Genomic DNA, 26,511 nt, shown 5'->3' on the forward strand with positions numbered 1-26,511 from the left:
TTCCTGCATGACCGGTCGTTTCGATCGTCTTTCCCTGAGCAGGTTCACGCCCGAGGACAAGGCCGTCGGCGTCGCCGCCAGCGCGGTCCTCGCCGGGGCCATCGGCCTCGCGGTGTTCAACCCCCTCGCCGGCGACCGCGCCGCCGCCGACGCCGCCGCCCCGCAGGCCGCGGCCGTCGTCCAGCAGGGCGGGTCCGCCGAGTCCCCGGCGGCCGCGAAGGCCGCCGAGAAGGCCGACGGCGGGACGGGCAACGTCTCCGCCGCCGACGCCCGCGCGGAGGGCTTCAAGGTGGCGCCCCGCGCCGTCAAGCCCGACGAGGTCATCAAGCTGGCCGAGAAGCAGATCGGCACCCACGAGGGCAAGGGCGGCATGACCAAGTACCACCGCTGGTACGTGTCGACCCCGCAGGCCGCCGCGACCGCCGAGCGTGACGGGGGCTTCTCCGTCGACGACTACAAGGGCGCCCAGTGGTGCAACATGTTCGTCTCGTGGCTCGGCGCCCAGACCGGCGTCAAGAACATGGGCTGGGACGCCTACACCGTCCAGCACGCCACCTGGTTCAAGAAGACCGACCGGTGGGGCCACAAGGCCAAGCCCGGCGCCGTGGTGTTCTTCGACTGGAAGAACGGCTCCAGCGGCGGCATCGGCGGGATCGACCACGTCGGCATCGTCGTCAAGGACAACGGCAACGGCAAGATCACCACTGTCGAGGGCAACACCGACAACGCGGTGAAGAAGAAGGTCCGCGACAAGGCCCAGGTGGTCGGCTACGGCTACCCGGACTACGCGTCCTGACCCACTCGGAAACCTGATCCGCTCAGGACGCCCGAGCCATTCAGGAGGAAGGCGCCCGGCTCCCCGGCCGGGCGCCTTCTGGCGTTCCGGGTGAAGTGACCCATGCCTCCGGTGAAGTCGGGTAATGCCAAGCGTTGACAGCCTTTGAACGCCCTTGGACCTCACTGCGGCGTTTCTGGAAAGGAATCCGACACCGCGTCCGGCCGGAGCGTGGGAAGGAGAGGTCGCCGTGCGCCCCGATGTCAGCGTCGTGGTGATCGCCTACAACGACGCGCGGCGGCTGCCCCGCGCGGTCGGCACCGTGCTCGCGCAGTCGCTCGGCGGCGTCGAGACGGTCGTCGTCGACGACGCCAGCACCGACGGGACGGCCGAGACCGCCGACCGGCTGGCCGCCGCGCATCCGGGCCGGGTCAGGGCCGTCCACCTGCCGGTGAACTCGGGCGGCTGCGGACGTCCCCGCAACACCGGGGTGGAGGCGTCCTCCGGCCGGTACGTGATGTTCCTCGACAGCGACGACCTGCTGGACCGGCACGCCTGCCTGAACCTCCTCGCCGCCGCCGAGGACGCGGGGGCCGACATCGCGTCCGGGCTGTGCGACCGGATCTTCCTGGACGTGCCCGCGGGCGCGAAGGGACGCGTCCGCCCCTGGTATCCGTGGCTCTACCGGAACAGGGCCGTGTACGAGTCCCTGGACGACAACCCTGACCTCCTCTACGACACGCTCTCGACCAACAAGGCGTACCGGCGGGGCTTCCTGGAGGAGCACGACCTCCGTTTCGTGGAGCGGCTGCACTACGAAGACCTGCTGTTCACCGCCGAGGCCTATCTCGCGTCCGGACGGACGGCGCTGATCCCGCACCGCGTCTACAACTGGCTCGTCCGGGAGCGGTCGCCCGCCCCGTCGATCTCCAACCGGCGCGCCGAACTCGCCAACTTCGCCGACCGGCTGGAGATCCACCGCCGCATCGACCGCCTGTTCGACGGGCGCGGCGCGCACGCGCTCGGACGCGCCAAGGACGTCAAGTTCGTCAACCACGACCTGATGCTCTACCTGCGCGAACTGCGCGACCGCGAGGCGCCCTACCGGGCGAGCTTCCTCGATCTCGCCGCCGCCTACCTGGCCGACCTGGACCCGCGGGTCTTCGAGGAGGCCAATCCGCTGTCGGCGATCGCCGCCTACCTGATCCGCGAGGGCGACCACGCGGGCGCGCTCGCCGCCGCCGAGTACGACCCGGCCGGGCGCGCCGAGCTGCGGGCGCGGCTGGTCGAGCGGGACGGGCGGGTCTTCTGGGGAGCGAGCGGTCCGAGCGGGTCCTTGGGCCACCGCGTCCTGGACGTGACCGGCTTCGGCTTCCACGTCCGGCCCCTGAAGGAGCTGCGCCCGGCGAACACGGTCACCCGGCTGGAGGTGCGGGACGGACGCGTGCGCATGGCCGGGCACGTGCTGAACCCGCTGGACCGGATCGGCCCGGACGCCGAGCTGTCCGGCACGCTGGAGTTCCGCGACCGACGGCGCCGCGCCCCGCGCGGGCGGGTGCCCGCGTCCGTCCGGTACGAGGGCGACCGGATCGGCTGGCGGGCCGAGTTCGACCCGCGGCGGCGCATCAGGCCGGTCGGGCTCGTCGACCCGGTGTGGGACGTCCGGCTCCGCCTCCGCGTGGACGGCGAGGAGATCGTCACCCGGCCCGGCCCGGGCCCCGGCGCGCCGCCGCTGGACGGGGTGGCGCTGCCCGTCCGGCCCCGGCTCACGCGGTTCGCCGCCGACCGGCTCCGCTCGTACGTCACCGAGGGCGGGCACCTGGCGTTCGCCCTGGAGGCGGGGAGCCCGTGGGCGCGGCGGGCGGCGGCGGCCGCGCGCCGGGCCGTCCGCTCCCGGGCCGGGCGGCTGGCCTGGCGGCACACCGGGCGGCGGGCGCGGCGCGCGAGGAAAGGCGTCCGCGCGGCGCTGACGTCCAGGAAGACCAAGACCGCCGTGTTCAACCGGGTGCTGAGCAGGCTCCCCGTCAAACCCGGGCTGGCCGTCTTCGAGAGCCACATGGGACGCCAATACTCCGACAACCCGAAGTACATCTACCGGGAGCTGCGCAGGTCGGGCAGGCGGGTGGACGCGGTGTGGTCGTACGCGTCGTCCCGGGAGGGCTTCCCGGACGACGCCCGCCTGGTGCGGCGCGGCACGTGGGCGTACTACCTGGCGCTCGCCCGCGCCCGCTACTGGATCGACAACCAGGGCTTCCCGGACGGCCTGCGCAAGCGCCCCGAGACCACCTACATCCAGACCTGGCACGGCTCGGCGTTCAAGCTGATGGGGCTCGACCAGCCGCGCCTCAAGCACGGCCCGGCCGCCGACCGGGCCAAGCTGCGGCGGATGGTGGAGCGGTTCGACTGCTTCCTCGTCCGGTCCGGGCACGACGTGGAGACGCTGTGCGCGGGGCTCGGCGTCCGCTCGGAGCTGCTCGCGGCCGGGTATCCGCGCAACGACCCGCTGGTCAACGGGCTGGACGGCGACCCGGAGCTGGCCGCCGAGGTCGCCGCGCTGCGCCGCGCGCTCGGCCTGGACGACGGCCGCCGCGCCGTCCTGTACGCGCCGACGTTCGCGACCGGCCCGCGCGGCCGCCCGGTGAAGCTCCTCGACCCGCCCGTCGACCCGGAGGTGTTCGCGCGGGAGCTGGGGGAGGAGGCCGTGCTGCTCGTCCGGCCGCACTACCTGTGCCGGGCCAACGTCCCGCCGGGCGCCCGCGCGGTGATGCGGGACGTCGGCCGCGTCCCCGACGTGACCCCGCTGCTGCTCCTCGCCGACGCCCTGGTCACCGACCACTCGTCGATCATGTTCGACTTCGCGCTGCTGGACCGGCCGATCGTCCTGCACCTGCCGGACGGCGGCGACCTCGCGCCCGGCTACTTCGACCTGGAGCGGCACGCCCCCGGCCCGGTCACCCGCACCGAGGACGAACTGGTCGCCGCGCTCGCCGCCCTGGACGACGCCGCGCCCCGGCACGCCGACCGCCGCCGCGCGTTCGCGGCCCGCTTCGGCGAGCACGACCGGGGATCGGCGGCCAGGGCCGTCGTAGAGCGCTATTTCCCCGCGCGCGGTTTCCCCGCGGGACGGACGGCCCGGAGGAGGGAGCGCCATGGCCGCCGCGCCGCGTGACGTCTTCATCGTCTGCAACAACGCCGACGACATGGGCGGCCTGCAGCGCTGGGCGCACCACATGGCGCGGCGGCTCGCCGAGCGCGGCGACCGCGTCACGCTCGTCGGGATCACCCGCGGCGACCTCCCGCACCACCACGACCGGGACGGCTCCTATGCCGTCGAGGTGCTGCACCCGGAGTGGCGCCCGCCCGTGCTGGCCTGGCGTCCGGTGACGGCGGCGCAGCGGCTGAACGTCGCGGCCCGCGTCCGCGGCGCGTGGCGGACGGCCGTCCAGCGGCGCGGCGCGGCCCGGCTGTCGGAGCTGTTCGCCGGGGCCCGTCCCGGCGCGGTCGTGATCGCCGCGCAGGTGTGGGCGATGGAGTGGGTCCGGCGGGCGGACACCTCCGGGCTGCGGGTCGTCGCGATGAGCCACGAGTCCTTCGAGGCGACGCGCGCGTCGTCGCGCTACCGGCGGGTCAAGGAGCACTACGCCGACGCCGACCGGATGCTGGTGCTCACCGCCGAGGACGCCGACGCCTGGGCCAGGGCGGGCATGACCAACGCCGACTACATCCCGAACCCGGTGCACGTGACGCCGGTCGTCCATCCGACGCTCGACCTCCCGGTCGTCGCCTGCGTCGGGCGCCTCTCCTACGAGAAGGGCGTCGACCTGCTGCTGGAGGCGTGGGAGCGGGTCGCGGCTCGGCATCCCGGCTGGCGGCTGCACGTCTACGGCGCGGGCCCGGACGAGGAGCGCCTCCGCGAGCAGGCCGCCGCGCTCGGCTCCGTGGAGTTCCGGGGCGTGGTCGCGGACGTGGAGGAGGCGCTGGTCGAGGCGTCGGTGTTCGCGCTGCCGTCCCGCGCGGAGGGGTTCCCGATGTCGGTCCTGGAGGCGATGGCGTACGGTCTGCCGACGGTGGCCTTCGACTGCGCGCCGGGCGTCCGCGCGCTGATCGAGGACGGCCGGGGCGGCGTGCTCGTCCCGCCGGGCGACACGGCCCTGTTCGCGAAGGAGCTGGAGCGGCTGATGGAGGACCCGGACCTGCGCCGCGCGCTCGGCGCGCAGGCCCGCGCCTCGGTGCTGCGGTTCCATCCGGACGCGGTGCTCGCCCGCTGGGACCGGCTGTTCGACCTGCTGCACCGCGACCCGCCGTCCGGCGCGCCGGAGCGCGCGGCGCGCTCCGGCCCGATCGCGGAACCCGCGGTCCGGGGGGTCTTTCTAACAAGTGTTTGGTAGAGTGCTCGGCGTGACGGAGCATGAGTCCCCGCCGGACCGGGCCTTCCGCGCCGAGGTCCGCGACTGGCTGCGGACCGAGCTGGCGGGCGGGTTCGCGCACGCCCGCGGCCTCGGCGGCCCGGGCCGCGAGCACGAGGCGTTCGAGGAGCGGCTCGCCTGGGAGCGGCACATGGCCGCCGCCGGGTGGACCTGCGTCGGCTGGCCGGAGGAGTACGGCGGGCGCGGCGCCACCGTCGAGCAGCAGGTGATCTTCAACGAGGAGTACGCGCTCGCCGACGCGCCCGCCCGGGTCAACCACATCGGGGAGAACCTCCTCGGCCCGACCCTCATCGCGTTCGGCACCGACGCGCAGCGCGCCCGCTTCCTGCCGCCCATCGTGGCGGCGGAGGAGCTGTGGTGCCAGGGCTACTCCGAGCCGGACGCCGGGTCCGACCTCGCCAACGTGCAGACCCGCGCCGAGCTGGACGGCGGCGAGTGGGTGATCACCGGGCAGAAGGTGTGGACGTCCCTCGCCGTCGAGTCGGACTGGTGCTTCGCCGTCTGCCGCACCGAGCCGGGCTCGTCCCGGCATCAGGGACTGTCCTACCTGCTCGTGCCGATGCGCCAGGACGGCGTGGACATCCGGCCGATCGTCCAGCTCACCGGCACGTCCGAGTTCAACGAGGTGTTCTTCGACGGGGCCCGCACGGACGCGTCCAACATCGTCGGCGCGCCAGGCGACGGCTGGAAGGTCGCGATGGCGACGCTCGGGTTCGAGCGCGGCGTCGCGACGCTCGGCCAGCAGGTCGGGTTCCGGCGCGAGTTCGAGGGCGTCGCCGAGCTCGCAAGGCGCACCGGGGCGATCGACGACCCGCTGCTGCGCGACCGGCTGACCAGGTCCTACATGGGCCTGGAGATCATGCGGCTGAACGCGGTCCGGACGATGGCGGGCGTCGCGGCGGGCGCGCCGGGGCCGGAGTCGTCGATCTCCAAGCTCGTCTGGGGCACCTGGCACCGCGAGCTCGGGGAGCTGGCCATGGACGTCCTCGGCGCCGCCGGGCTCGTCATGGACGGCGAGCCCTACGACCTGAACGACTGGCAGCGGCTGTTCCTGTTCTCCCGCGCCGACACGATCTACGCGGGGTCGAACGAGATCCAGCGCAACATCATCGCCGAGCGCGTCCTCGGCCTGCCGAGGGAGGCCCGCGGATGACGCCGCCCGCCTACGTCCCCGGGCACGGGCTGCTCACGGACCGCGCCGTCGTGATCACCGCGGCGGCCGGGGCCGGGATCGGCGGCGCGACCGCGCGGCGCTGCCTGGAGGAGGGCGCCCGCGTCCTGGTCTCCGACGCGCACGAGCGGCGGCTCGCCGCGTCCGCCCGCGAGCTGGCGGAGGAGTTCGGCGCCGACCGGGTCGCGGCGCTGGCCTGCGACGTCACGTCCGAGGAGCAGGTCGTCGCCCTGTACGCCCGCGCCGTCGAGCGGTTCGGGCGCGTCGACGTCGCCGTCAACAACGCCGGGCTCGGCGGGACGGCCGACCTCGTCGACATGACCGACGACCAGTGGGGGCGCGTCCTCGACATCACGCTCACCGGCACCATGCGCTGCACCCGCGCCGCCCTGCGGACCATGCGCGACCAGGGCTCGGGCGTGATCGTCAACAACGCGTCGGTGATCGGCTGGCGGGCGCAGCGCGGGCAGTCGCACTACGCCGCCGCCAAGGCCGGGGTCATGGCGCTCACCCGCTGCTGCGCGCTGGAGGCGGCCGACTTCGGCGTCCGGGTGAACGCGGTGTCGCCGTCCCTCGCCATGCACCCGCACCTGGTCAAGGTGACCTCGGAGGAACTCCTGGACGAGCTGACCCGCCGCGAGGCCTTCGGCCGCTACGCCGAACCATGGGAGGTGGCCAACGTTATCGTCTTCCTGGCCAGCGACTACTCCTCGTACATGACGGGCGAGGTCGTCTCCGTCTCCTCACAGCACGCATAGGACGTATCCACGATGAGTCCACGACGGCGCGACGCCGAGGGCACCGCCGCCGCCCGCGCGGAGCGGCGGGCCGAACTGCTCGCCACGGCCGCCGAGGTGTTCGCCTCCCAGGGCTACTCCGCGACGACCGTCCGGCAGGTCGCGGACGCCGCCGGGATCCTCGGCGGCAGCCTCTACTACCACTTCGACTCCAAGGAGGCGATGGCCGACGAGATCCTGTCGACCTTCCTGGACGAGATGTGGGCCGCCTACGAGCGCGTCCTCGGCGCCGGGCTCAGCGCCCGCGACACGCTCGAAGGGATCGTCGTCGAGTCGTTCCGGACGATCGACCGGCACCGCCCGGCCGTCGTCCTGTACCAGAACGAGTCGAAGCACCTCGCGACCAGCGAGCGGTTCGCGTACCTGCGCGAGTCGCGGAGCCGGTTCGAGGAGATGTGGCTCGCGCTGCTGGAGCGCGGCGTGCGGGAGGGCTCCTTCCGCGCCGACCTCGACCCGGGCCTCGTCTACCGGTTCATCCGCGACACCGTCTGGGTCGCGGCCAACTGGTACAAGCGCGGCGGACGGCTGTCCGCCGACGACATCGCCAAGCAGTACCTCGCCCTGTTCCTGGAGGGGATCGAGGCAGGCTAGCCCCCGTACGAAGGAGAGTCCCATGGCCGAGGCCTACATCGTCGACGCGGTCCGCGCTCCGGTCGGGCGGCGCGGCGGCGGCCTGTCCGGCGCGCACCCCGCCGACCTCGGCGCGCACGTGCTGACCGCGCTGATGGAACGCACCAAGGTCGACCCGGCGGCGGTCGAGGACGTCGTGTTCGGCTGCGTCGACGCCGTCGGCCCGCAGGCCGGGGACATCGCCCGCACCTGCTGGCTCGCCGCCGGGCTCCCCGAGGAGGTGCCGGGCGTCACCGTGGACCGGCAGTGCGGGTCGTCGCAGCAGGCCGTGCACTTCGCCGCGCAGGCCGTCCTCGCCGGGACGTCCGACCTGGTGGTGGCGGGCGGCGTGCAGAACATGTCGCAGATCCCGATCGCGTTCGCGATGACCGCGGCCGAGCCGCTCGGGTTCACGCGGGGGCCGTTCCACGGCTCGGCCGGCTGGACGCGCCGCTACGGCGACGCCGAGGTCTCCCAGTTCAACGGCGCCGAGATGATCGCCCGCGACTGGGACATCTCCCGCGCGGAGATGGAGGAGTTCGCGTTCGAGTCGCACCAGCGGGCGATCCGGGCGATCGACGAGGGCCGGTTCGAGCGCGAGATCGTCGCCTACGAGGGCGTGTCGGCGGACGAGGGGCCGCGCCGCGACACCTCGCCGGAGAAGATGGCCGGGCTGAAGCCGCTGGTCGAGGGCGGACGGCTCACCGCCGCGCTGTCGTCGCAGATCTCCGACGGGGCGGCGGCGCTGCTCATCGCGTCCGAGCGGGCCGTGAAGGACCACGGGCTCACGCCGCGCGCCCGCGTCCACCACGTCTCGGCGCGCGGCGAGGACCCGATCCGGATGCTGTCGGCGCCGATCCCCGCCACCGCCTACGCGCTCAAGAAGACCGGCATGGCGATCGACGACATCGACGCCGTCGAGATCAACGAGGCGTTCGCGTCCGTCGTGCTCGCCTGGCTGAAGGAGACCGGCGCGGACCCGGCGAAGGTCAACCCGAACGGCGGCGCCATCGCCCTCGGCCACCCGCTCGGCGCGACCGGCGCCCGCCTCATGACGACGCTCCTGCACGAGCTGGAGCGGACCGGCGGGCGCTACGGCCTCCAGACGATGTGCGAGGGCGGCGGGCAGGCCAACGTCACCATCCTCGAACGCCTCTGAAGGGCGGTTCTAGACGGCCGTGAGGGGCGGTTCGGGCTCGGCGACGGCCGGGCCGCCGCGCCGCTCCGCCCTGACCTGGAGGACGTACCGCTTGATCTCGGCGGCGACGTCGTCCTCGCTCCAGCCGAGCCGGTCCGCGAGCAGGCGGGCGACGCGGGCGGCGGCGGCGACGCCGCCGTCCCACTCCTCGATCGAGATCCGCAGCCGCCGGACCAGGACGTCGTCCAGGTGCAGGGCGCCCTCGTGCGTCACCGCGTAGACGGCCTCGGCGCACAGGTAGTCGTCCGCGCCGGGGATCGGGGCGGCGAGCGCCGGGTCGTCGGCGACGAGGTCCAGGACGTCCCGCGCGCACGACCCGTACCGGCGCAGCAGGTGCTCGACGCGCGCGACGTGCAGCCCCGACGCGGCGGCGAGCCGCCGCCGCTCGTTCCACAGCACCTCGAAGCCGACCGCGCCGAGGATCGGGAGGCGCCCGGTGACCGACTCGGGGACGGCGTCGTCCAGGCTCGCGGCGACGGCGTCCACCGCGTCCCGCGCCATCACCCGGTAGGTGGTGAACTTGCCGCCGGTCACGACGACGAGGCCGGGCACGGGCTCGGCGACGGCGTGCTCGCGCGACATCCGGGCCGTGTCGTCCGCCTCGGCGGACAGCAGCGGCCGCAGCCCCGCGTACACGCCCTCGATGTCGTCGCGGGTCAGCGGCGTGCGCAGCACGGCGTTCGCCTGGTCGAGCAGGTAGCCGACGTCGGTGTGGGTGGCGACGGGTTCGTCGGGGCCGTCCTCGTGCGGGGTGTCGGTCGTCCCGACCAGCCAGTGCCGCCCCCACGGGATGATGAACAGCACGCTTCTGGACGTCCGCGTGATCAGGCCGGTGTCCATCGGGATCCGGTCGCGCGGCACCACCAGGTGGACGCCCTTCGACGCCCGCACCCCGAACGCGGCGCGGGAGCCGGTCATGGCCTGGGCGCCGTCCGTCCACACGCCGGTCGCGCAGACGACGCGGCGGGCGCGGACGGCGATCTCCCGCCCGCCCTCCAGGTCGAGGACGCGCGCGCCGGTCACCCGCTCGCCCTCGCGCAGGAACCCGGTCACCTCGGCGCGCGTGACGACCTGCGCGCCGTACTGGGCGGCGGTGCGGGCGACCATCATCGTGTAGCGGGCGTCGTCCACCTGCGCGTCGTAGTACTGGATCGCGCCGACGAGGGCGTCCGGGCGCAGCGCGGGCGCCTCCCGCAGCGCGCCGCGCCGGGTGAGCTGCCGGTGCCGGGGGAGCGCCCGCGTCCCGCCCATCGAGTCGTACAGGGTGACGCCCGCGCCCACGTACGCCCGTTCCCACACGCGCCCGCGCAGCGGATACAGGAACGGGACGGGGCGCACCAGATGCGGCGCGAGCCGGTGCAGGAGCAGGCCGCGCTCCCGCAGCGCCTCCCGGACGAGCCCGAAGTCGCGCCGCTCCAGGTAGCGCAGCCCGCCGTGGATCAGCTTGCTCGACCGGCCGGACGTCCCGGCCGCCCAGTCCCGCGCCTCCACCAGCGCGACGGACAGGCCCCGGGACACCGCGTCGAGCGCCGCGCCCGCGCCGACGATCCCGCCGCCGACGACCAGGACGTCGAACTCCGTCTCCGTGAGGCCGCGCACGGCGTCCGCGCGGTAGAGCGGTCCGAGGGCTACCGATGTCACTGCGATGCTCCCGAGAAGAGGTCCGTCAAGAGTGTCGGTCGGCCGGGTTGCGGCGAGCCGTCCCGGGACGGACGTCCCGGACAACAGTTCGCCGCGGCCCGGCGAAAGGATCAGTCGATGTCCACCCAGCCGTAGGTCCGTTCCACGGCCTTCTTCCATCCGGCGTAGCCGGTCCGGCGCTGGTCGTCGTCCCAGGCGGGGTGCCAGCGTTTGTCCTCGTTCCAGTTCTGGCGGAGTTCGTCGGTGGTGTTCCAGAAGCCGACGGCGAGTCCGGCGGCGTAGGCGGCGCCGAGGGCGGTGGTCTCGGCGACGACGGGGCGGGAGACGGGGACGCCGAGGATGTCGGCTTGGAGTTGCATGCACAGTTCGTTGGCGGTGACGCCGCCGTCGACCTTGAGCACGTCCAGGGAGACGCCGGAGTCGGCGCGCATGGCTTCGACGACGTCGCGGGATTGGTAGCAGATGGATTCCAGGGTGGCGCGGGCCAGGTGGGCGTTGGTGTTGTAGCGGGACAGGCCGACGATGGCGCCGCGGGCGTCCGAGCGCCAGTAGGGGGCGAACAGGCCGGAGAAGGCGGGCACGAAGTACACCCCGCCGTTGTCGTCGACCTGCCGGGCCAGGGATTCGCTCTGGGCGGCGCCGGAGATGATGCCGAGCTGGTCGCGCAGCCACTGCACCGCCGACCCCGTCACCGCGATCGACCCCTCCAAGGCATAGACGGGTTTCTCGCGGCCGAATTGGTAGCACACCGTGGTCAGCAGTCCCTGCGACGACCGGACGGGCTCATGCCCGGTGTTGAGCAGCAGGAAGTTGCCGGTGCCGTAGGTGTTCTTGGCCTCGCCGGGCGCGAAGCACACCTGGCCGACCGTCGCCGCCTGCTGGTCGCCGAGGGCGGCGGTCAGCGGGACCTCGCCGCCGAGCGGCCCGTCGCGGCGGGTCACCCCGTAGGGGTCGGGCGCGGACGACGGCTTGATCTGCGGCAGCATTGAACGCGGGATTCCGAAGAACGACAGGAGTTCGTCGTCCCAGTCCAGGGTCTCCAGGTCCATGAGCATGGTGCGGCTGGCATTGGTCGGATCGGTGACGTGCACACCGCCGTCCACACCGCCCGTCAGATTCCAGAGCAGCCAGCTGTCGGTCGTCCCGAAAAGGGCGTCGCCGCTCTCGGCGGCCTCCCGAGCCCCGTCGACGTTCTCCAGAATCCACTGGATCTTGCCGCCGGAGAAATACGTGGCCGGGGGCAGGCCCGCCTTCCGGCGGATGGTCTCGCCGCGCCCGTCGCGCTCCAACGCGGCGGCGATGCGGTCGGTGCGGGTGTCCTGCCAGACGATCGCGTTGTAGTACGGACGCCCCGTCCGCCGGTTCCACACCACCGTCGTCTCGCGCTGGTTGGTGATGCCGAGCGCGGCCAGATCCGTGTGACCGAGATCGGACTTGTGCAGCGTGCTCTGGATGACGGCGCGCGTCCGCTCCCAGATCTCGGTGGGATTGTGCTCCACCCACCCGGCCCGCGGCAGGACCTGCTCGTGTTCGAGCTGGTGGCGGGCGATCTCGTTGCCGCCGTGATCGAAGACCATGAAGCGCGTGCTGGTGGTGCCCTGGTCGAGCGCTCCGACGAAGTCAGCCATGCGTGGGTTCTCCTGAGGGGTGTGCGGTCACGCCTTCTCGTACTCGGGCTCGGGCTCGGCGGGGACGGACGGGCTCTCGCCCGCGGGCGGCAGGAACCGGCCGACCAGGACCTTGTAGAGCCCGGCGCCGAGCACGCCGCCGATCAGCGGCCCGACGATCGGCACCCAGAAGTACAGATCCCCGTGCTGGTCGCGCCAGGCGGTGTCGTAGCCGGTGAGGAACGACGCGAGCCGGGGCCCGAAGTCGCGGGCCGGGTTGATCGCGTACCCGGCGTCGGTGCCGAACGCCATCCCGATCGCCACCACCAGCAGCCCGATGAGGAACGGGGCGAGGTTGGCGAGCGGCGGCGCGTTCCGCGCGTCGGTCAGCGCCTTGATCACGAAGAGCAGAATGGCGGTGCCGATCACCTGGTCGCGGAACGCGCCCCAGGTCCCGACCGGCAGGGTCCCGTTGCCCGGCAGGGTGGAGAACACGCCCTGCGTCTTGATCGTGTGCCCGGGGTCGACCCTGGCGAGCACCTCGCTGTAGTTCCACCGGACGATCAGCGCCGCCACGAACGCCCCCGCCGTCTGCGCGGCGATGTACGGGGCGGTCTTCCGCCACGCGAACTCCCTGAACGCGGCGAGCGCGACGGTCACCGCCGGGTTCAGGTGCGCGCCGCTGGTCCGGACCGCGACGTAGACGCCGAGCGTCACGCCGATGCCCCAGGCCCAGGCGATGCTGTCGTGGTCGCCGATGTCGGCGCCGGCGACCTGCGCGACGACGCCGACGCCGAACAGGATGAGGATCATGGTGCCGGCGAACTCGGCTGCGAGCTCGCCGGCGAGCGCGGGGATTCTCGGACGTTCCGCCATGGGCACTCCTCGTGCTGCTGGGTGGAAGCGGGCCCCCGGGAGGCTGCCCCGGACGCTAGGCCGGGACGGACCGCCCGACAACCGGCGGGTGCCGACAATGTCGAACACTTTCCCCGCCGCGCGGCGGCGGTTACCCTCCCCGGTGTGCACCAGATCACCGAATCCGGGCAGTTCGGGGCGCACGGGACGGGGAGCGCGGCGGGCGCCGACATTGTCGGCGGTTCGCCCGTAGAACTAGCATTCGGCCCATGCCAGGACCCGTGCAGTCGATCGAGCGGGCCGCGGCCATCCTGCGCCTCCTCGCCGCGAGCTCCGGACGGCTCGGCGTCGGCGAGATCGCCGCGTCCCTCGGGCTCGCCCGCGGCACGGCGCACGGCATCCTCCGCACGCTGGAGCGCGTCGGCTTCGTCGAGCAGGACGGCGGCTCCGGCAAGTACCAGCTCGGCGCCGCCCTGCTGCACCTCGGCACCAGCTACCTGGACGTCAACGAGCTGCGCTCGCGCGCCATCAACTGGGCCGACGCGCTCGCGTCCCGCAGCGGCGAGGCCGTCCGCATCGGGACGCTCCTGGACGGCAAGGTCCTCGTCGTGCACCACGTGTTCCGTCCCGACGACACCCTCCAGGCGATGGACGTCGGCAGCCTGCTGCCCCTGCACGCCACCGCGCTCGGCAAGGCGCTGCTGGCGCACGACGCGAACGCCATGGCGGCCGTCCGCGACACGGAGCTGGAGTCCTACTGCCGGCGCACGATCACCGATCCGCGCCGGCTCGCACGGGCCGCCACCCAGGTACGCGAGAACGGGTGGGCCGCGGAGACCGAGGAGCTGTCCATCGGGGAGGCCGGGATCGCCGCGCCGATCCGCGGGCACGGCGGGCTCGTCGTCGGCGCGATCGGGATCTCCGGCGCGGTCGAGCGGATCTGCGACTCCCGGCGCGTCCCGGAGCCGCGGCTCGTCGCGTTCGTGCGGGACGCGGCCCGCGCCGTCTCCCGCGACCTCGGCGGCTCCCGCTGGTGACGCCCGGCCCGCCCGGGGAGGGGACCGGACGTGACCGAGCGCTTCGTGATGTCGATCGACCAGGGCACCACGTCCACCCGCTGCATCCTGTTCGACCACGCCGGGCGGCTCGTGTCGGTCGCGCAGCGTGAGCACCGCCAGCACTTCCCGAGGCCCGGCTGGGTCGAGCACGACCCGATGGAGATCTGGCGCAACCTGGAACGCGTCGCGCCGGAGGCCCTCGCCCAGGCGGGTGCCACAACATCGCAGATAGCGGCGGTGGGGATCGCCAACCAGCGCGAGACGACCGTCCTGTGGGACCGGCTGACGGGCGTCCCGATCGGCCGCGCTATCGTCTGGCAGGACATGCGCACCGGCGCGCTCGTGGACGAGCTGAACCGCGCCCCCGGCGCGGCGATGGTCACCGAGCGCAGCGGCCTGCCGATCGCGACGTACTTCTCGGCGCCGCGCGTCCGCTGGCTGCTCGACCACACGCCCGGCCTGCGGGCGCGGGCCGAGCGCGGCGAGGTGCTGTTCGGCACGATGGAGAGCTGGCTGATCTGGAACCTGAGCGGCGGCGTCGACGGCGGCGTGCACGTCACGGACGTGACGAACGCCGGCCGCACCCTGCTCATGGACCTGCGCACCCTGACCTGGGACGACGGCCTCCTCGACTTCTTCGGCGTGCCGCGCGCGATGCTGCCGGAGATCAGGTCGTCCACCGAGACCTACGGGACGGCCCGCCGCGTGATCCCGGGCGTCGTGGTCGGCGCGGCGCTCGGCGACCAGCAGGCCGCGCTGTTCGGCCAGACGTGCTTCTCCCCGGGCGAGACGAAGTGCACCTACGGGACGGGCGCGTTCCTGCTGATGAACACCGGGACGACGCCGGTCAGGTCCGACAACGGGCTGCTCACCACCGTCGGCTACAAGATCGGCGACGAGCCCGCCGTGTACGCGCTGGAGGGCTCGATCGCGATCACCGGCGCGCTCGTCCAGTGGTTCCGGGACGGCCTCGGCCTGATCACCACCGCGCCGGAGATCGAGACCCTCGCCCGCTCGGTCGAGGACAACGGCGGCTGCTACATCGTCCCCGCGTTCTCCGGGCTGTTCGCGCCGCACTGGCGCAGCGAGGCGCGCGGGATCATCGTCGGGCTCACGTCCTACATCACGAAGGGCCACCTGGCGCGGGCCGTGCTGGAGGCGACCGGCTGGCAGACCCGCGAGGTGGTGGACGCGATGAACGCCGACTCCGGCCTCGGCCTGAGGGAGTTGAAGGCCGACGGGGGCATGACGTCCGACAACCTCGTCATGCAGATGGTCGCGGACATGCTGAACGTGCCGGTGGAACGCCCCATGGTGGTGGAGACGGTGTCGCTCGGCGCCGCCTACGCGGCCGGGCTCGCGGTCGGCTACTGGGCGGGGCTGGAGGGGCTGCGCCGCAACTGGCACCGCGCGGCCCGCTGGGTCCCGGCGATGGAGCCCGCGCGGCGCGCCGCCGAGTACGGCAACTGGAAACGCGCCGTGGAGCGCACGTTCGACTGGATCCGCGCGGGCGAGGACCCGGCCGCGCGGCCGTGACACCGGCGCGACACGCGCTTCGCGAAAGGGAACCCGAGTGAGCAGGCTGCAGCAGACGCACGGGCTGACGGACGAGCAGCGCGAGATCGTCGCGACCGTCCGGGCGTTCGCCGAGAAGGAGATCCTCCCGGTCGCCGCCGAATTGGAACGTGCCGACGAGTATCCGCACGCGATCGTCGACGGGATGCGCGACCTCGGGCTGTTCGGCCTGACGATCGGCGAGGAGCACGGCGGTCTCGGCGAGTCCCTGCTGACCTACGCGCTCGTGGTCGAGGAACTGGCGCGCGGCTGGATGAGCGTCTCCGGAATCGTCAACACCCATTTCATCGTCGCGTGGATGATCGCGCAGCACGGCACCGCCGAGCAGAAGGCGCATTACCTGCCGAGAATGGCCACCGGCGACGTCCGGGGCGCGTTCTCGATGTCGGAGCCCGGCTGCGGCTCGGACGTCTCCGCGATCACGACGCGGGCCGTCCCGGACGGCGACCGGCACGTGATCGACGGCCAGAAGATGTGGGTGACGAACGGCGGGTCGGCGAACCTGGTCGCCGTCCTCGCCAAGACCGACCCGGACGCCGGGCACCGCGGCATGACCACGTTCCTCGTCGACAAGACGCCCGGGTTCGGGGAGGTCGCGCCGGGGCTGACCGTCCCCGGCAAGATCGAGAAGATGGGCTACAAGGGCGTCGACACCACCGAGCTGGTCTTCGACGGATACCGGATCCCGTCGGCGCGGATTCTCGGCGGGACGCCGGGCCGCGGCTTCTACCAGATGATGGACGGCGTCGAGGTCGGCCGCGTCAACGTCGCCGCCCGCGCCTGCGGGGTCGCCCGCCGCGCCTACGAGCTGGCCCTCGGCTACGCGCGGCAGCGCGAGACGTTCGGCCGCCCGATCGCCGACCACCAGGCCGTGCTGTTCCGCCTCGCGGAAATGGCGACGAAGGTCGAGGCCGCGCACCAGATGACGGTGATGGCGGCGCGCCGCAAGGACGCGGGCGAGCGCAACGACCTGGAGGCCGGGATGGCGAAGTACCTGGCGAGCGAATACTGCAAGGAGGTCGTCGAGGACGCCTTCCGCATCCACGGCGGCTACGCCTACTCCAAGGAGTACGAGATCGAGCGCCTCTACCGCGAGGCCCCGATGCTGCTGATCGGCGAGGGCACCGCCGACATCCAGAAGATGATCATCGGCCGCCGCCTCCTGGAAGGCTGACCGGCCCTCCGCGATACCCACCTTTTTGTGGGTACTTGGCTGGGCGCGCCATTCGGACGAAGGTGGGTGGTGGGCGGTCGACCGGCCGCCCACCAGGAAGAACGGAGGTGGCGCGCGTTCAGTTGGCCGGCTGGGCGGCGGTCAGTTTCTCCAGCCGCCGGTGGCCCCAGTCGGACAAGGGGGCCAATGCCTCGGAGAGGTCGCGGCCGAACCCGGTCAGGGAGTACACCGTCTTCAGCGGCAGCCCCTCGTGCACCTCGCGGTGCACCAGGCCGTCGTCCACCATTTCGCGGAGCGCCTGGGTCAGCACCTTCTCGCTGAGCCCCGGAAGCCTCCGGCGCAGTTCGCCGGGGCGGTACGGGCGGTCCTCCAGCAGCCAGAGCAGGGTCGTCTTCCATTTGCCGTCGATCACGGCGATCGCGGCGGTCACCCCGCAGACGCCCGTCTCCCGAGCCTGTTTGCGCGTCATCGAATTCCCGTTTGCCGCTTGGTCGATTCTTTTATGGAGGTTAATCGATGACCGATCGGTCTGGCGTCACCGTGATCGGCCTCGGCCCGATGGGGCGCGCCCTCGCGGGCGCCTTCGTCCGCGCCGGGCTGCGGACCACCGTCTGGAACCGAACGCCCGGCCGGGACGGCGAACTCGTCGAACTCGGCGCGGTCCGCGCCGGGACGCCCGAGGAGGCGGCCGCCGTGAGCGGACTGACCGTGGTGTGCGTCGTGGATCAGGAGGCGGCGGATTCGGTGCTGCGGCGCGAGGCGGTGACCGGCGCGCTCAAGGGGCGCACGGTGGTGAACCTCTCCGCGAGCACGCCCGCCAAGTCCCGCGCCGCCGCCGCGTGGGCGTCCGGCCACGGCGTCCGCTACCTGGACGGCGCGATCATGACGCCGATCGGCACCATCGGGACGCCGGACGCCGTGTTCCTCCACAGCGGCCCGAAGGACCTCTACCAGGAGCACCTCCCCGTCCTGGAGGCGCTCGGCGGCGCCCACACCCACCTCGGCGAGGACCCCGGCCGCGCCGCCGCCTACGAGATCGCGCTGCTGGACGTCTTCTGGACCGCGATGGCGGGCTACGCGCACGCCCTCGCGGTGGCGCGGGCGGAGGGCATCACCGCGCGCGAGCTGGCCCCGTTCGCGACGGGCATCGGCGCGATCCTGCCGCCGATCTTCGAGGAGCTGGCGGCCGGCGTGGACGGCGGCGACTACTCCGGCGAGAGCAACCCGATCACCTCGGCGGCCTCGTCCATGGCGCACATCATCGAGACCTCCGAGGGGCACGGGATCGAGGCGGGCGTCATGCGGGCCGCCGAGGGCCTGGCCCGCCGCGTCATCGGGACGGGCCACGGCGCGGACGGGTTCATCCGCGTCACCGACCTCCTCCGGCGGCCCGGCGGGCGGGCGGAGGCCGCCGTCCGGTAGCCGTGGCCGGCCGGGAGCGGCGGTTATCGTGGACGGCATGGCCAGTCCCGCCTCAGCCTCCGCTCCCGGCCGCCGCCACGGGGAACTGCGCGACTTCCTGCGGACCCGCCGCGCCCGGCTCGCCCCCGCCGACGTCGGCATGCCGGACGGCGGCCGCCGCCGGACGCCGGGGCTGCGCCGCGAGGAGGTCGCGGTGCTCGCCGGGGTCGGGGTGTCCTGGTACACGTGGCTGGAGCAGGGCCGCGACATCAAGGTGTCCGGGGACGTGCTGGACGCGATCGCCCGCGCCCTCCGCCTCGACCGCGCCGAGCGCGAGCACCTGTACCTGCTCGCTGGGCTGAACCCGCCGCAGGCGGAGGCGGGCCCGGCCGTCCCGATCACGCCGGAGCTGCGCCGGATCCTGGACGCCTGGTCGCCGCGCCCCGCCTACGTCCGCGACCGGCACTGGAACTTCGTCGCGATCAACGACGCGGCGCGCGAGGTGTTCGGGTACGGCGACGTCGACCACAACTGCCTCGTCACGTTCTTCACGAACGTCCGGTACCGGTCGGTGTACGCGCACTGGGTGGCGGCGGCGCCGGGCGTCGTCGCCCGGTTCCGCGCCGACGCCGCGCGCTTCCCCGACGACCCCGAGTTCACCCGGATCGTCGACGACCTGCTCGCGGTCAGCCCTGAGTTCGCCGAGCTGTGGCCGCGGCACGAGGTGAGCGCGCCCGCGCAGGCGGTGAAGGCGATCAGGCATCCGGAGGCGGGCGAGCTGGTGTTCGAGGGGACGCTGCTGCCGCTCGCCGACCGGCCCGGGCAGCTCCTGGTGCTGAACAACCCGCGTCCCGGCACCGGCACGCAGGAGCGGCTCGAAGCGCTGATGGCCCGCCGGGGGCTGATCGCCGCGACCTGACCGGCGTCCGCCCGAGCCTGGTGGTGCCAGACCCAGGATGAGCCGCGTCTGCCTCGTCCCCGCTCCGTGCCGCAGGATCGTTCTCGTAAGAGAGAACCACGGAGGGAAGCACATGAGGACGCGTGATTTCGCGGGAACGCAGGTCGGCGCCGTCGGGCTCGGCTGCATGGGAATGAGCGGGGTGTACGGCGAGGCGACGGACGACGACGCGTCGGTCGCGCTGATCCGCGAGGCCGTCGACCACGGCGTGACGTTCCTGGACACGGCGCAGGCGTACGGCGCCGGCCACAACGAGACGCTGGTGGGCCGGGCGCTCGCGGGCCGCCGGGACGACGCGGTCGTCGCCACCAAGACGGGTCTGATCGTCGAGACGAAGCCCACCTGGAAGATCACCCGGAACGGAAGCCCTGAGTTCGTCACGGCGTCCGCCGAGGAGAGCCTGCGCCGCCTCGGCACCGACGTGATCGACCTGTACTACCTGCACCGGGTCGACCCGAGGTATCCGCTCGCCGACACGTGGGGTGCGCTGTCGGAGTTGGTCGCGGCGGGCAAGGTCCGCAGGCTCGGCCTGTCGGAGGTCAGCGCGGCGCAGGCGGCGGAGGCGCACGCGATCCACCCGGTCGCGGCGATCCAGTCGGAGCTGTCGCTGTGGACGCGCGACCCGCTGGGCGTCCCGGGCGCGCTCGCGGGCGCCGTGCCCGGCGCCACGGAGGGGGAGGAGATGGGCGACGTGGTCGGCTGGTGCGCCGCGAACGGCGCGGCGTTCGTCCCGTACTCGCCGCTCGGCCGGGGCTACCTGACCGGGACGGTCACCTCCGCCGACTTCGAGTCGTCCGACTTCCGCGGCGGCAACCCCCGCTTCCAGGAGGAGGCGCTCAAGGCCAACATGGCGATCGTCGACGTGGTTCGGCGGGTCGCCGAGCGGCACGACGCGACCCCGGCGCAGGTCGCCATCGCCTGGACGCTCGCCCAGGGCGACCACGTCATCCCGATCCCCGGGACGAAGCGGCGGCACTACCTGCTCGACAACGCGGGCGCCGCCGACCTCGACCTGACCGACGCCGACCTGGCCGACCTGGACGGCGTCCCCGACCCGGTCGGGACACGGTACTGATGAGGGCGATCACCGGCCCCGGGCTCGGCGGCGCCGACGTGCTGCGCGTGGCGGACGTCGGCGTCCCCGAGCCCGGGCCGGGCCAGGTCTCGGTCGACGTGGCGTACGCGGGGACGCACCACGCCGGGGCCCTCCACCGGCGGGACGCCCCGCGGCCGTTCGTCCCCGGCATCGAGGTGTCCGGGCACGTGCGGGCCGTGGGCCCCGGCGTCGAGGGGCTGCGCGGGGGCCGGCCCGTCGCGGCGCTGACGGTCGTGGCCGGCGGCGGCTACGCCGAGGTCGCCGTGGCCTCGGCGGACCTCGTCGTGCCGCTGGACGGGCCGCTCGACGGGCTGGGGCTGGACGTCGCGGCGGCCGTCCCGGCCAACGGGACGGCGGCGTTCCTCGTCCTGGACCGCGTCGCGCGCATCGAGCCGGGCGAGAGCGTGCTCGTGCACGCGGCGGCCGGGGGAGCGGGCGGCCCGCTCGGCCGGGCCGCCCGCCTGCTCGGCGCCGGACGGGTCGCCGGGACGGTCGGGTCCCCGGCCGAGATCGGGACGGCGCGCGGGTCCGGTTTCGACGAGGTCGTCCTCCGCGACGACCTGCCCGGCGCCGTCTCCGCCCTGACGCGCGGACGCGGGTTCGACATCGTCGTGGACATGGTCGGCGGCCCCGCCCTGCGGGCGAGCCTCGACGCCCTCGCGCCCATGGGCCGGATGGTCGTGACGGGCGACGCGTCCGGCGCGGCCGACGCGGTCGTCCCGGTGAACGAGCTGCGGGCCGCCAACAAGACCGTGTCGGGCTTCGACCTGGCCGCGTTCGCTGGAACGTTCCCGGACGAGACGGGCCGGGCCCTGCGCCGCGCCGTCACCGCCGCCGCCTCCGGCGACCTGCGGATCGAGGTCGAGGAACTGCCGCTGGACAGGGCCGCCGAGGCGCACCGGCGCATCGAGTCGGGCGCCGTGTCCGGCGCACTCGTCCTCGCCGTGCGCCGCTAGCCCGGCTAGCGGACCAGGAGGGCCTGCTGCGCCGCGATGGCCTCCGCCGCGCCCGCCACGATCGACCCGATCAGCTCCGCGCAGCTCGGCAGGTCGTCGATCAGGCCGACGACCTGCCCGGACGCCATCACGCCGAGGTCGGGACGGCCGTCCACCATCGCCGCCTTCAGCAGCATCGGCGTGTTCGCGGCCATCAGGACCTGCGACCACGACAGGTCCTTGCCGTGCTTCATCGCCTTCCCGTCCGCGATCATCGCGCGCCACGACATCCCGGACAGCCGCTTGAACCGGGCCCCGTTGCGCACCGCGCGGACGAGGCCGCCGATCCGTCCCGACCGCTCCAGCGTGTCGACCAGCTCGCTGCGCAGCACGCGGTGCGGCATGCCGTCCACCTGCCGGGTCACGACGGTCTCGCCGGTCCTCAGGTAGACCTGCTTGACCGCGTCCGGGACGGAGCTGTCCGACGTCAGCAGGAACCGCGTGCCCATCGCGACGCCCGCCGCCCCGTACGCCAGCGCGGCGGCGAGCCCGCGCCCGTCGAAGAACCCGCCCGCCGCGATCACCGGGATGTCGACGGCGTCCACGACCTGGGGGAGGAGCAGCGTCGTGGCGACGGCGCCGGTGTGCCCGCCGCCCTCGCCGCCCTGCACGAGCACGGCGTCGGCGCCCCACGCCGCGACCTTCTCCGCGTGCCGCCGCGCGCCGACCGACGGGATCACGACGACGCCCGCGTCCTTCAGTCTCCCGATCAGTTCCCGCTTGGGCGCGAGCGCGAAGGACGCGACCTTCACGCCCTCCTTGATGAGAAGGTCGATGCGGTCGCCCGCGTCACCGGCGTCCGCCCGGAGATTGACGCCGAACGGCGCGCCCGTCCGGTCCTTCACCTCGTGGATGGCGTCGGCGAGCTGGTCGAGCGTCATCGTCGCGGACGCCAGGATTCCGAGCCCGCCCGCGTTCGCGACCGCCGTGACGAGCCGGGGCCCGGCCACCCAGCCCATTCCCGTCTGCACGACCGGATGCTTGACTCCCGCGAGCCGCGTCAACGGCGTGTCGAGCACCTGTCCGCTCACGACGGGACCTCGCGCTCCCGCAGTCCCTTCGGGTCGAGTTCCTCGCGCATGATCCGCAGTTCCTCGGCGTCCGGGAGGCGGGTCTCGGGCACCTCGTCCGGGACGACCAGCTCGAACCCGGTCGCCGCCACGACATCCGCGACGCTCACCCCGGGATGGACGGAGCGGAGCCGCATCCGCCGGTCCGGGGTGTCGAAGTCGAGCACGGCGAGGTTGCTCACGACCCGGCGGATCTCGTGCGCGCCCCGGTCCCAGCCGACGCCGCTCACCATGTCGACCTTCCCGGTGAACACCCGCGTCGAATGCCTCGGCACCCAATAGCTGGTCGGATTCAGCAGCGTGTTGCCGGGCCCGCCGCGCACCCCGAGCAACTGCCGCGTCGGGCGCTCCCATTCGCCGATGCACGAGATGTTGGTGTTGCCGTGCGCGTCGATCTGGCTCGGCCCCATCACCACGTGCCGCCGACCGTTCAGCACCAGCCACAGATGGTCGCGGAACGGCAGCCACCCCTCGACCGTCGTCGCGGACGCCCCGAGCGGGACGGGCTCGCCGCTCAGCGCAGGCCCGCCGTCCGTGGTCAGCAGGTCGGGCGCGAACGTCGACCGCGCCAGCCGCGAGCCCAGCATCGGCACGAACCCGGCCACCGCCGCCGCGACGATCTCCCCGTCGCCGCGGAAGAGGTCCGCGCACGCCGCCGCGCACACCTCGGCCCTTGTGGCCGTGTGGGTGGTCGCGTTCATCGGTTCTCCTCCCGCCACACCCGGACCGCGTCCTGGTACGCCGCCTCGTCGCCGGACAGGAACCGGTCGCTGAACTCCGCCCATTCCGCCGGGTCGGCGGCCGACCGGGCGTAGAGCTTCTGGAACTTCTCGTCCCGTCCGAAGTCGGGGGCGCAGTCGGTGAAATGCGCGCCGTTCGGCGTCTCCACCACGCCGGTCACGTGCGCCCGGCTGATCAGCAGGGACTGCACCGGCCCCTCCTTGGCGAAGTCCTCGGTGTCGACGAGCCGCTCGCATGACACGTACGTGCGGTCGGCGGCCTTCGCGAACAGGTCGTCCATGTACGGGTCGGGGCCGAGGTACTGGGCGTTGCCGCGCGCGTCGGCCCGGTTCATGTGGACGAGCGCCGCGTCCATCGTCAACGCGGGGACGGCGACGAGTTCCCGCCCGTCCTCATAGGGCGAGCGGATCGTCTTCAGTTCCGGGTTGATCCGCAGGACGTCCGAGCCGAGCCCGACCGGCGTGGGCAGGAACGGCAACCGGTGCGCCGCCGCGTAGAGCCCGAACATGAACATGCCCTCGTCGTACTCGGTCAGCTCGATCTTGCCGGACTGGCGCGCCTGCCGGAAATGCGGCTCCAGCGGAATCGAGTCCATCGTCACGAACGCGGTGACGAGCCGCCGCACCTTGCCCGCCGCGCACAGCAGCCCGACGTCCGGCCCGCCGTACGTCACCACGGTCAGGTCCGTGATCGGGGACCGGCAGATCGCCCGGACGAGCGCCATCGGCTTGCGCCGCGACCCCCAGCCGCCGATCCCGAGCGTCATGCCGCTCTCCAGCGACCCGACGACCGCCTCGATCGAAAGCACTTTGGAACTCATTCGGCCCCCTTGGCGACGAACGCGTCGCGGTGCTCGTCGCCCGCGCCGACGAGGTTCAGCTCGAAGGTGAAGCCCTGCTCGTAGCGGTAGCTGCGCTTGACGTCGACCGGGTCGATCCCGTTCAGCGACTCCTTGGCGCGGCGGATCACGTACCGGTCCTTGGCGGCGATCGACGCGGCGACCTCCATCGCCTTCGCCCGCAGTCCGTCCGCCGGGACGACTTCAAGCACCGACCCGTGCCGGTGCAGCTCGTCCGCCGTGACGTTGCGGCACGTGTAGACCATCGCGCGCATCAGGTGCTGCGGGACGAGCCGCGCCAGGTGCGTCGCCGCCCCGAGCGCGCCCCGGTCGACCTCGGGCAGGCCGAAGTAGGCGTCGTCGGAGGCGATCACGATGTCCGCGTTGCCGACCAGGCCGATCCCGCCGCCGAGGCAGAACCCGTGGACGGCCGCGACCACCGGCACCTCGCAGTCGTAGACGGCGGCGAACGCCGCGAAGCAGCCTCGGTTCGCGCCGACCAGGGCGGTGTGGCCGTCGGTGCGCTGCATCTCCTTGATGTCGACGCCCGCGTTGAAGCCCCGTCCCTCGGCGCGCAGCACGACCGCTCCGACCCGCGGATCACGGCCCGCCGCGACCACCGCGTCGGCCAGCTCGTACCAGCCCGCGACGGTCAGCGCGTTGACCGGCGGGGCGGCCACGACGATCTCGGCGACCCCGTCCCGGGTCGTGGTGGAGACTCCCATGCGCTACCTTTCCACCAAACATTTGTTAGAACAGAAGGTAGCAGAGGCGGAACTCGGGGATCGCAGAGGAGACGCGATGTCACTGACGCTCGATCTGGACGGCCGGACCGCCGTGGTCACGGGCGGCGTGCGCGGGGTCGGCGCGGGGATCACCCGCGCCCTCCTGGACGCGGGCGCCGACGTCGTCGCGGTGGCCCGGCGCGAACCGGAGACGCTGCCCGAGTCCGGCGGCCGGACGCCCCGGTTCGTCTCCCTGGACGCCCGCGACCCCGACGCCGCCGAGGCGTTCGCGGACGGCCTCGACCGCGCCGACATCCTCGTCAACAACGCGGGCGGCGCCCCGTTCCTGCCGGTCGCCGACGGCCCGCTGCGCACCCACGTCAAGATCCTCGAACTCAACCTGACCACCGCGCTGATCATGGCGCGGGCGCTGCGGCCCCGGCTGCTGGAGCGCGGCGGCGGCTCGGTGATCAACATCGGCAGCGTCAGCGGGATCCGGCCGTCGCCCGGCACCGCCGCCTACGGCGCGGCCAAGGCCGGGCTGCAGAGCCTCACGCAGTCGCTCGCCGTCGAATGGGCGCCCGACATCCGGGTGAACCTGGTGACGCTCGGGATGGTCCGCACCGAGCAGTCGCACCTGCACTACGGCGACGTGGAGGGCATCGCGGCGGTGGAGCGGACCGTCCCGATGGGCCGCCTCGCCGACCCGTACGAGGTCGGCGCGGCCTGCGTCTTCCTGGCGTCGGACCGGGCCGCCTACATCACCGGGTCGTCGCTCCTGCTGCACGGCGGCGGAGAACGTCCCGCTTTTCTGGACGCCGCCAGCGTGAACAAGGAGCAGTGATGATCTGCAAGGGTCGCGTGGTCGCCATCACCGGGGCAGGGCGGGGGCTCGGCCGCGCCCACGCCCTGGAGTTCGCCCGGCAGGGCGCGCACGTCGTCGTCAACGACCTGGGCGTCGCCCGCGACGGCACCGGCGGCGCGTCGGCGGGCCCGGCGCACGACGTGGTCCGCGAGATCGAGGCCCTCGGCGGGCGGGCCGTCGCGAACACCGACGACGTCGCCACCGACGCGGGCGCCGCCGCCCTGGTCGCCACCGCCCTCGACGCGTTCGGACGGCTCGACACCCTCGTCAACAACGCGGGCTTCCTCCGCGACCGCATGCTGGTCAACCTCGGCGAGGACGAGTGGGACGCCGTCATGCGCGTCCACCTCAAGGGCCATTTCCTCCCGCTCAAGCACGCCGGACGCCACTGGCGCGCCGAGAGCAAGGCGGGCCGCCCGGTGGACGCCCGGATCATCAACACCTCGTCCGGCGCGGGCCTGCTCGGCAGCGTGGGCCAGGGCAACTATTCGGCGGCGAAGGCGGGCATCGTCGGGCTGACGCTCGTCGCGTCCGCCGAACTGGCCCGCTACGGCGTGACCGTCAACGCGATCGCGCCCGCCGCCCGCACCCGCATGACCGAGGAGGTCTTCGCGCAGACGATGGCGGCCCCCGCCGAAGGCGAATTCGACGCGATGGCGCCCGAGAACGTCTCGCCGCTGGTCGTCTGGCTGGGCTCGGCCGCGTCCCGCGGCGTCACCGGGCGCGTCTTCGAGGCGGAGGGCGGACGGATCTGCGTCATGGACGCCTTCCGCCACGGCCCGGCCGCCGACAAGGGCGCCCGCTGGGACCCGGCCGAGGTCGGCGACGTGGTCGCGGGCCTGCTCGCGAAATCGCCCGCGCCCGAACCCGTTTATGGGGCGGGTTGACACAAATGTCACTGAACTGAGAGAGCTTGATCACGCGTCGTACTTGTC

24 protein-coding genes are annotated in these 26,511 nt (G+C 73.3%); 16 read left to right on the forward strand and 8 right to left on the reverse strand.

The genetic code is table 11. From position 1 onward, the window contains the following. The first annotated feature begins 7 nt into the window (after positions 1 to 7). From ACH01S_RS15790 to ACH01S_RS15820, 7 genes are all read left to right on the forward strand, one after another. Positions 8 to 796, forward strand: coding sequence for a CHAP domain-containing protein (locus tag ACH01S_RS15790; protein ID WP_067891624.1), 789 nt, complete (start codon positions 8 to 10; stop codon positions 794 to 796). A 229-nt stretch (positions 797 to 1,025) separates the two neighbouring features. Continuing rightward, positions 1,026 to 3,944, forward strand: coding sequence for a bifunctional glycosyltransferase/CDP-glycerol:glycerophosphate glycerophosphotransferase (locus ACH01S_RS15795; RefSeq protein WP_067891628.1), 2,919 nt, complete (start codon positions 1,026 to 1,028; stop codon positions 3,942 to 3,944). Then, positions 3,925 to 5,163, forward strand: coding sequence for a glycosyltransferase (locus ACH01S_RS15800; RefSeq protein WP_067891631.1), 1,239 nt, complete (start codon positions 3,925 to 3,927; stop codon positions 5,161 to 5,163). The genes ACH01S_RS15795 and ACH01S_RS15800 overlap by 20 nt, the downstream gene beginning before the upstream one ends. Positions 5,164 to 5,173: 10 nt before the next feature. After that, complete coding sequence (locus ACH01S_RS15805) at positions 5,174 to 6,355, forward strand: acyl-CoA dehydrogenase family protein (protein WP_067891972.1); 1,182 nt, start codon at positions 5,174 to 5,176, stop codon at positions 6,353 to 6,355. Then, a complete protein-coding gene (locus tag ACH01S_RS15810; protein ID WP_067891639.1) occupies positions 6,352 to 7,131 on the forward strand; it encodes an SDR family oxidoreductase in 780 nt (259 codons plus the stop codon). Before ACH01S_RS15805 ends, ACH01S_RS15810 begins: the two co-directional genes overlap by 4 nt. A 12-nt stretch (positions 7,132 to 7,143) precedes the next feature. Next, a complete protein-coding gene (locus tag ACH01S_RS15815; protein ID WP_067891644.1) occupies positions 7,144 to 7,761 on the forward strand; it encodes a TetR/AcrR family transcriptional regulator in 618 nt (205 codons plus the stop codon). Between the two features lie 22 nt (positions 7,762 to 7,783). Beyond that, positions 7,784 to 8,938 (forward strand): acetyl-CoA C-acetyltransferase, encoded by a 1,155-nt coding sequence (locus tag ACH01S_RS15820; protein WP_067891651.1) that lies wholly within the window; start codon positions 7,784 to 7,786, stop codon positions 8,936 to 8,938. 9 nt (positions 8,939 to 8,947) lie between these two features. Here ACH01S_RS15820 and ACH01S_RS15825 read toward each other — a convergent pair whose 3' ends face one another. The 3 genes from ACH01S_RS15825 to ACH01S_RS15835 all read right to left on the reverse strand — a co-directional run bounded on the left by ACH01S_RS15825 (position 8,948) and on the right by ACH01S_RS15835 (position 13,101). Next, entirely contained in the window at positions 8,948 to 10,618 is a 1,671-nt protein-coding gene (locus ACH01S_RS15825) for a glycerol-3-phosphate dehydrogenase/oxidase (RefSeq protein WP_067891658.1), read from the reverse strand. A 110-nt stretch (positions 10,619 to 10,728) separates the two neighbouring features. After that, a complete protein-coding gene (gene glpK, locus ACH01S_RS15830) occupies positions 10,729 to 12,246 on the reverse strand; it encodes a glycerol kinase GlpK (RefSeq protein ID WP_067891660.1) in 1,518 nt (505 codons plus the stop codon). 27 nt (positions 12,247 to 12,273) lie between these two features. Next, positions 12,274 to 13,101: an MIP/aquaporin family protein gene (locus ACH01S_RS15835; protein WP_067891663.1), complete on the reverse strand. Its 828-nt coding sequence runs from the start codon at positions 13,099 to 13,101 to the stop codon at positions 12,274 to 12,276. Positions 13,102 to 13,349: 248 nt separating this feature from the next. On the opposite strand from ACH01S_RS15835, the gene ACH01S_RS15840 reads away from it, so the two are divergent. Genes ACH01S_RS15840 through ACH01S_RS15850 form a run of 3 tightly spaced genes read left to right on the forward strand, consistent with a single transcriptional unit; the run spans position 13,350 to position 16,887 of the window. Then, positions 13,350 to 14,117 carry an IclR family transcriptional regulator gene (locus ACH01S_RS15840; RefSeq protein WP_067891671.1) on the forward strand — a complete coding sequence of 256 codons (768 nt, stop codon included), beginning with the start codon at positions 13,350 to 13,352 and terminating at the stop codon, positions 14,115 to 14,117. A 30-nt stretch (positions 14,118 to 14,147) separates the two neighbouring features. After that, positions 14,148 to 15,674, forward strand: a complete 1,527-nt coding sequence (gene glpK / locus ACH01S_RS15845) for a glycerol kinase GlpK (RefSeq protein WP_067891678.1) — start codon at positions 14,148 to 14,150, stop codon at positions 15,672 to 15,674. 37 nt (positions 15,675 to 15,711) lie between these two features. Then, positions 15,712 to 16,887, forward strand: a complete 1,176-nt coding sequence (locus tag ACH01S_RS15850; RefSeq protein ID WP_067891686.1) for an acyl-CoA dehydrogenase family protein — start codon at positions 15,712 to 15,714, stop codon at positions 16,885 to 16,887. Between the two features lie 118 nt (positions 16,888 to 17,005). Here ACH01S_RS15850 and ACH01S_RS15855 read toward each other — a convergent pair whose 3' ends face one another. Further along, positions 17,006 to 17,356 (reverse strand): winged helix-turn-helix transcriptional regulator, encoded by a 351-nt coding sequence (locus ACH01S_RS15855; RefSeq protein WP_067891691.1) that lies wholly within the window; start codon positions 17,354 to 17,356, stop codon positions 17,006 to 17,008. Between the two features lie 47 nt (positions 17,357 to 17,403). Here ACH01S_RS15855 and ACH01S_RS15860 point away from each other — a divergent pair, with 47 nt between their 5' ends. The 4 genes from ACH01S_RS15860 (at position 17,404) to ACH01S_RS15875 (ending at position 21,298) form a co-directional block, all read left to right on the forward strand. Continuing rightward, the gene (locus tag ACH01S_RS15860) at positions 17,404 to 18,309 is read left to right on the forward strand and encodes an NAD(P)-dependent oxidoreductase (RefSeq protein ID WP_067891693.1); all 906 of its coding nucleotides are present in this window, start codon (positions 17,404 to 17,406) and stop codon (positions 18,307 to 18,309) included. Positions 18,310 to 18,346: 37 nt separating this feature from the next. Further along, entirely contained in the window at positions 18,347 to 19,207 is an 861-nt protein-coding gene (locus tag ACH01S_RS15865) for a helix-turn-helix transcriptional regulator (RefSeq protein ID WP_067891699.1), read from the forward strand. Positions 19,208 to 19,319: 112 nt separating this feature from the next. Next, a complete protein-coding gene (locus ACH01S_RS15870) occupies positions 19,320 to 20,321 on the forward strand; it encodes an aldo/keto reductase (protein ID WP_067891706.1) in 1,002 nt (333 codons plus the stop codon). Continuing rightward, complete coding sequence (locus ACH01S_RS15875; protein ID WP_067891712.1) at positions 20,321 to 21,298, forward strand: quinone oxidoreductase family protein; 978 nt, start codon at positions 20,321 to 20,323, stop codon at positions 21,296 to 21,298. Before ACH01S_RS15870 ends, ACH01S_RS15875 begins: the two co-directional genes overlap by 1 nt. Before the next feature lie 5 nt (positions 21,299 to 21,303). Here the strand turns inward: ACH01S_RS15875 and ACH01S_RS15880 are convergent, their stop codons facing one another. From ACH01S_RS15880 to ACH01S_RS15895, 4 genes are read right to left on the reverse strand one after another with little or no spacing between them, the layout of a single operon-like run. Beyond that, entirely contained in the window at positions 21,304 to 22,368 is a 1,065-nt protein-coding gene (locus tag ACH01S_RS15880; protein WP_067891714.1) for an NAD(P)H-dependent flavin oxidoreductase, read from the reverse strand. Continuing rightward, positions 22,365 to 23,108, reverse strand: a complete 744-nt coding sequence (locus ACH01S_RS15885) for a CoA-transferase subunit beta (RefSeq protein WP_067891721.1) — start codon at positions 23,106 to 23,108, stop codon at positions 22,365 to 22,367. The genes ACH01S_RS15880 and ACH01S_RS15885 overlap by 4 nt, the downstream gene beginning before the upstream one ends. Next, positions 23,105 to 23,968 carry a CoA transferase subunit A gene (locus tag ACH01S_RS15890; protein WP_067891724.1) on the reverse strand — a complete coding sequence of 288 codons (864 nt, stop codon included), beginning with the start codon at positions 23,966 to 23,968 and terminating at the stop codon, positions 23,105 to 23,107. Before ACH01S_RS15890 ends, ACH01S_RS15885 begins: the two co-directional genes overlap by 4 nt. Further along, a complete protein-coding gene (locus tag ACH01S_RS15895) occupies positions 23,965 to 24,711 on the reverse strand; it encodes an enoyl-CoA hydratase family protein (RefSeq protein ID WP_067891727.1) in 747 nt (248 codons plus the stop codon). Before ACH01S_RS15895 ends, ACH01S_RS15890 begins: the two co-directional genes overlap by 4 nt. A 76-nt stretch (positions 24,712 to 24,787) precedes the next feature. Between ACH01S_RS15895 and ACH01S_RS15900 the strand changes: the two genes are divergently transcribed. Continuing rightward, on the forward strand, positions 24,788 to 25,555 hold the full coding sequence (locus tag ACH01S_RS15900; protein ID WP_067891730.1) for an SDR family oxidoreductase: 768 nt from the start codon (positions 24,788 to 24,790) through the stop codon (positions 25,553 to 25,555). Continuing rightward, positions 25,555 to 26,463 (forward strand): SDR family oxidoreductase, encoded by a 909-nt coding sequence (locus ACH01S_RS15905; protein WP_067891733.1) that lies wholly within the window; start codon positions 25,555 to 25,557, stop codon positions 26,461 to 26,463. Before ACH01S_RS15900 ends, ACH01S_RS15905 begins: the two co-directional genes overlap by 1 nt. Positions 26,464 to 26,511 lie beyond the last annotated feature (48 nt).

The organism is Actinomadura chibensis NBRC 106107 (genome assembly GCF_001552135.1).
Lineage (GTDB): Bacteria > Actinomycetota > Actinomycetes > Streptosporangiales > Streptosporangiaceae > Spirillospora > Spirillospora chibensis.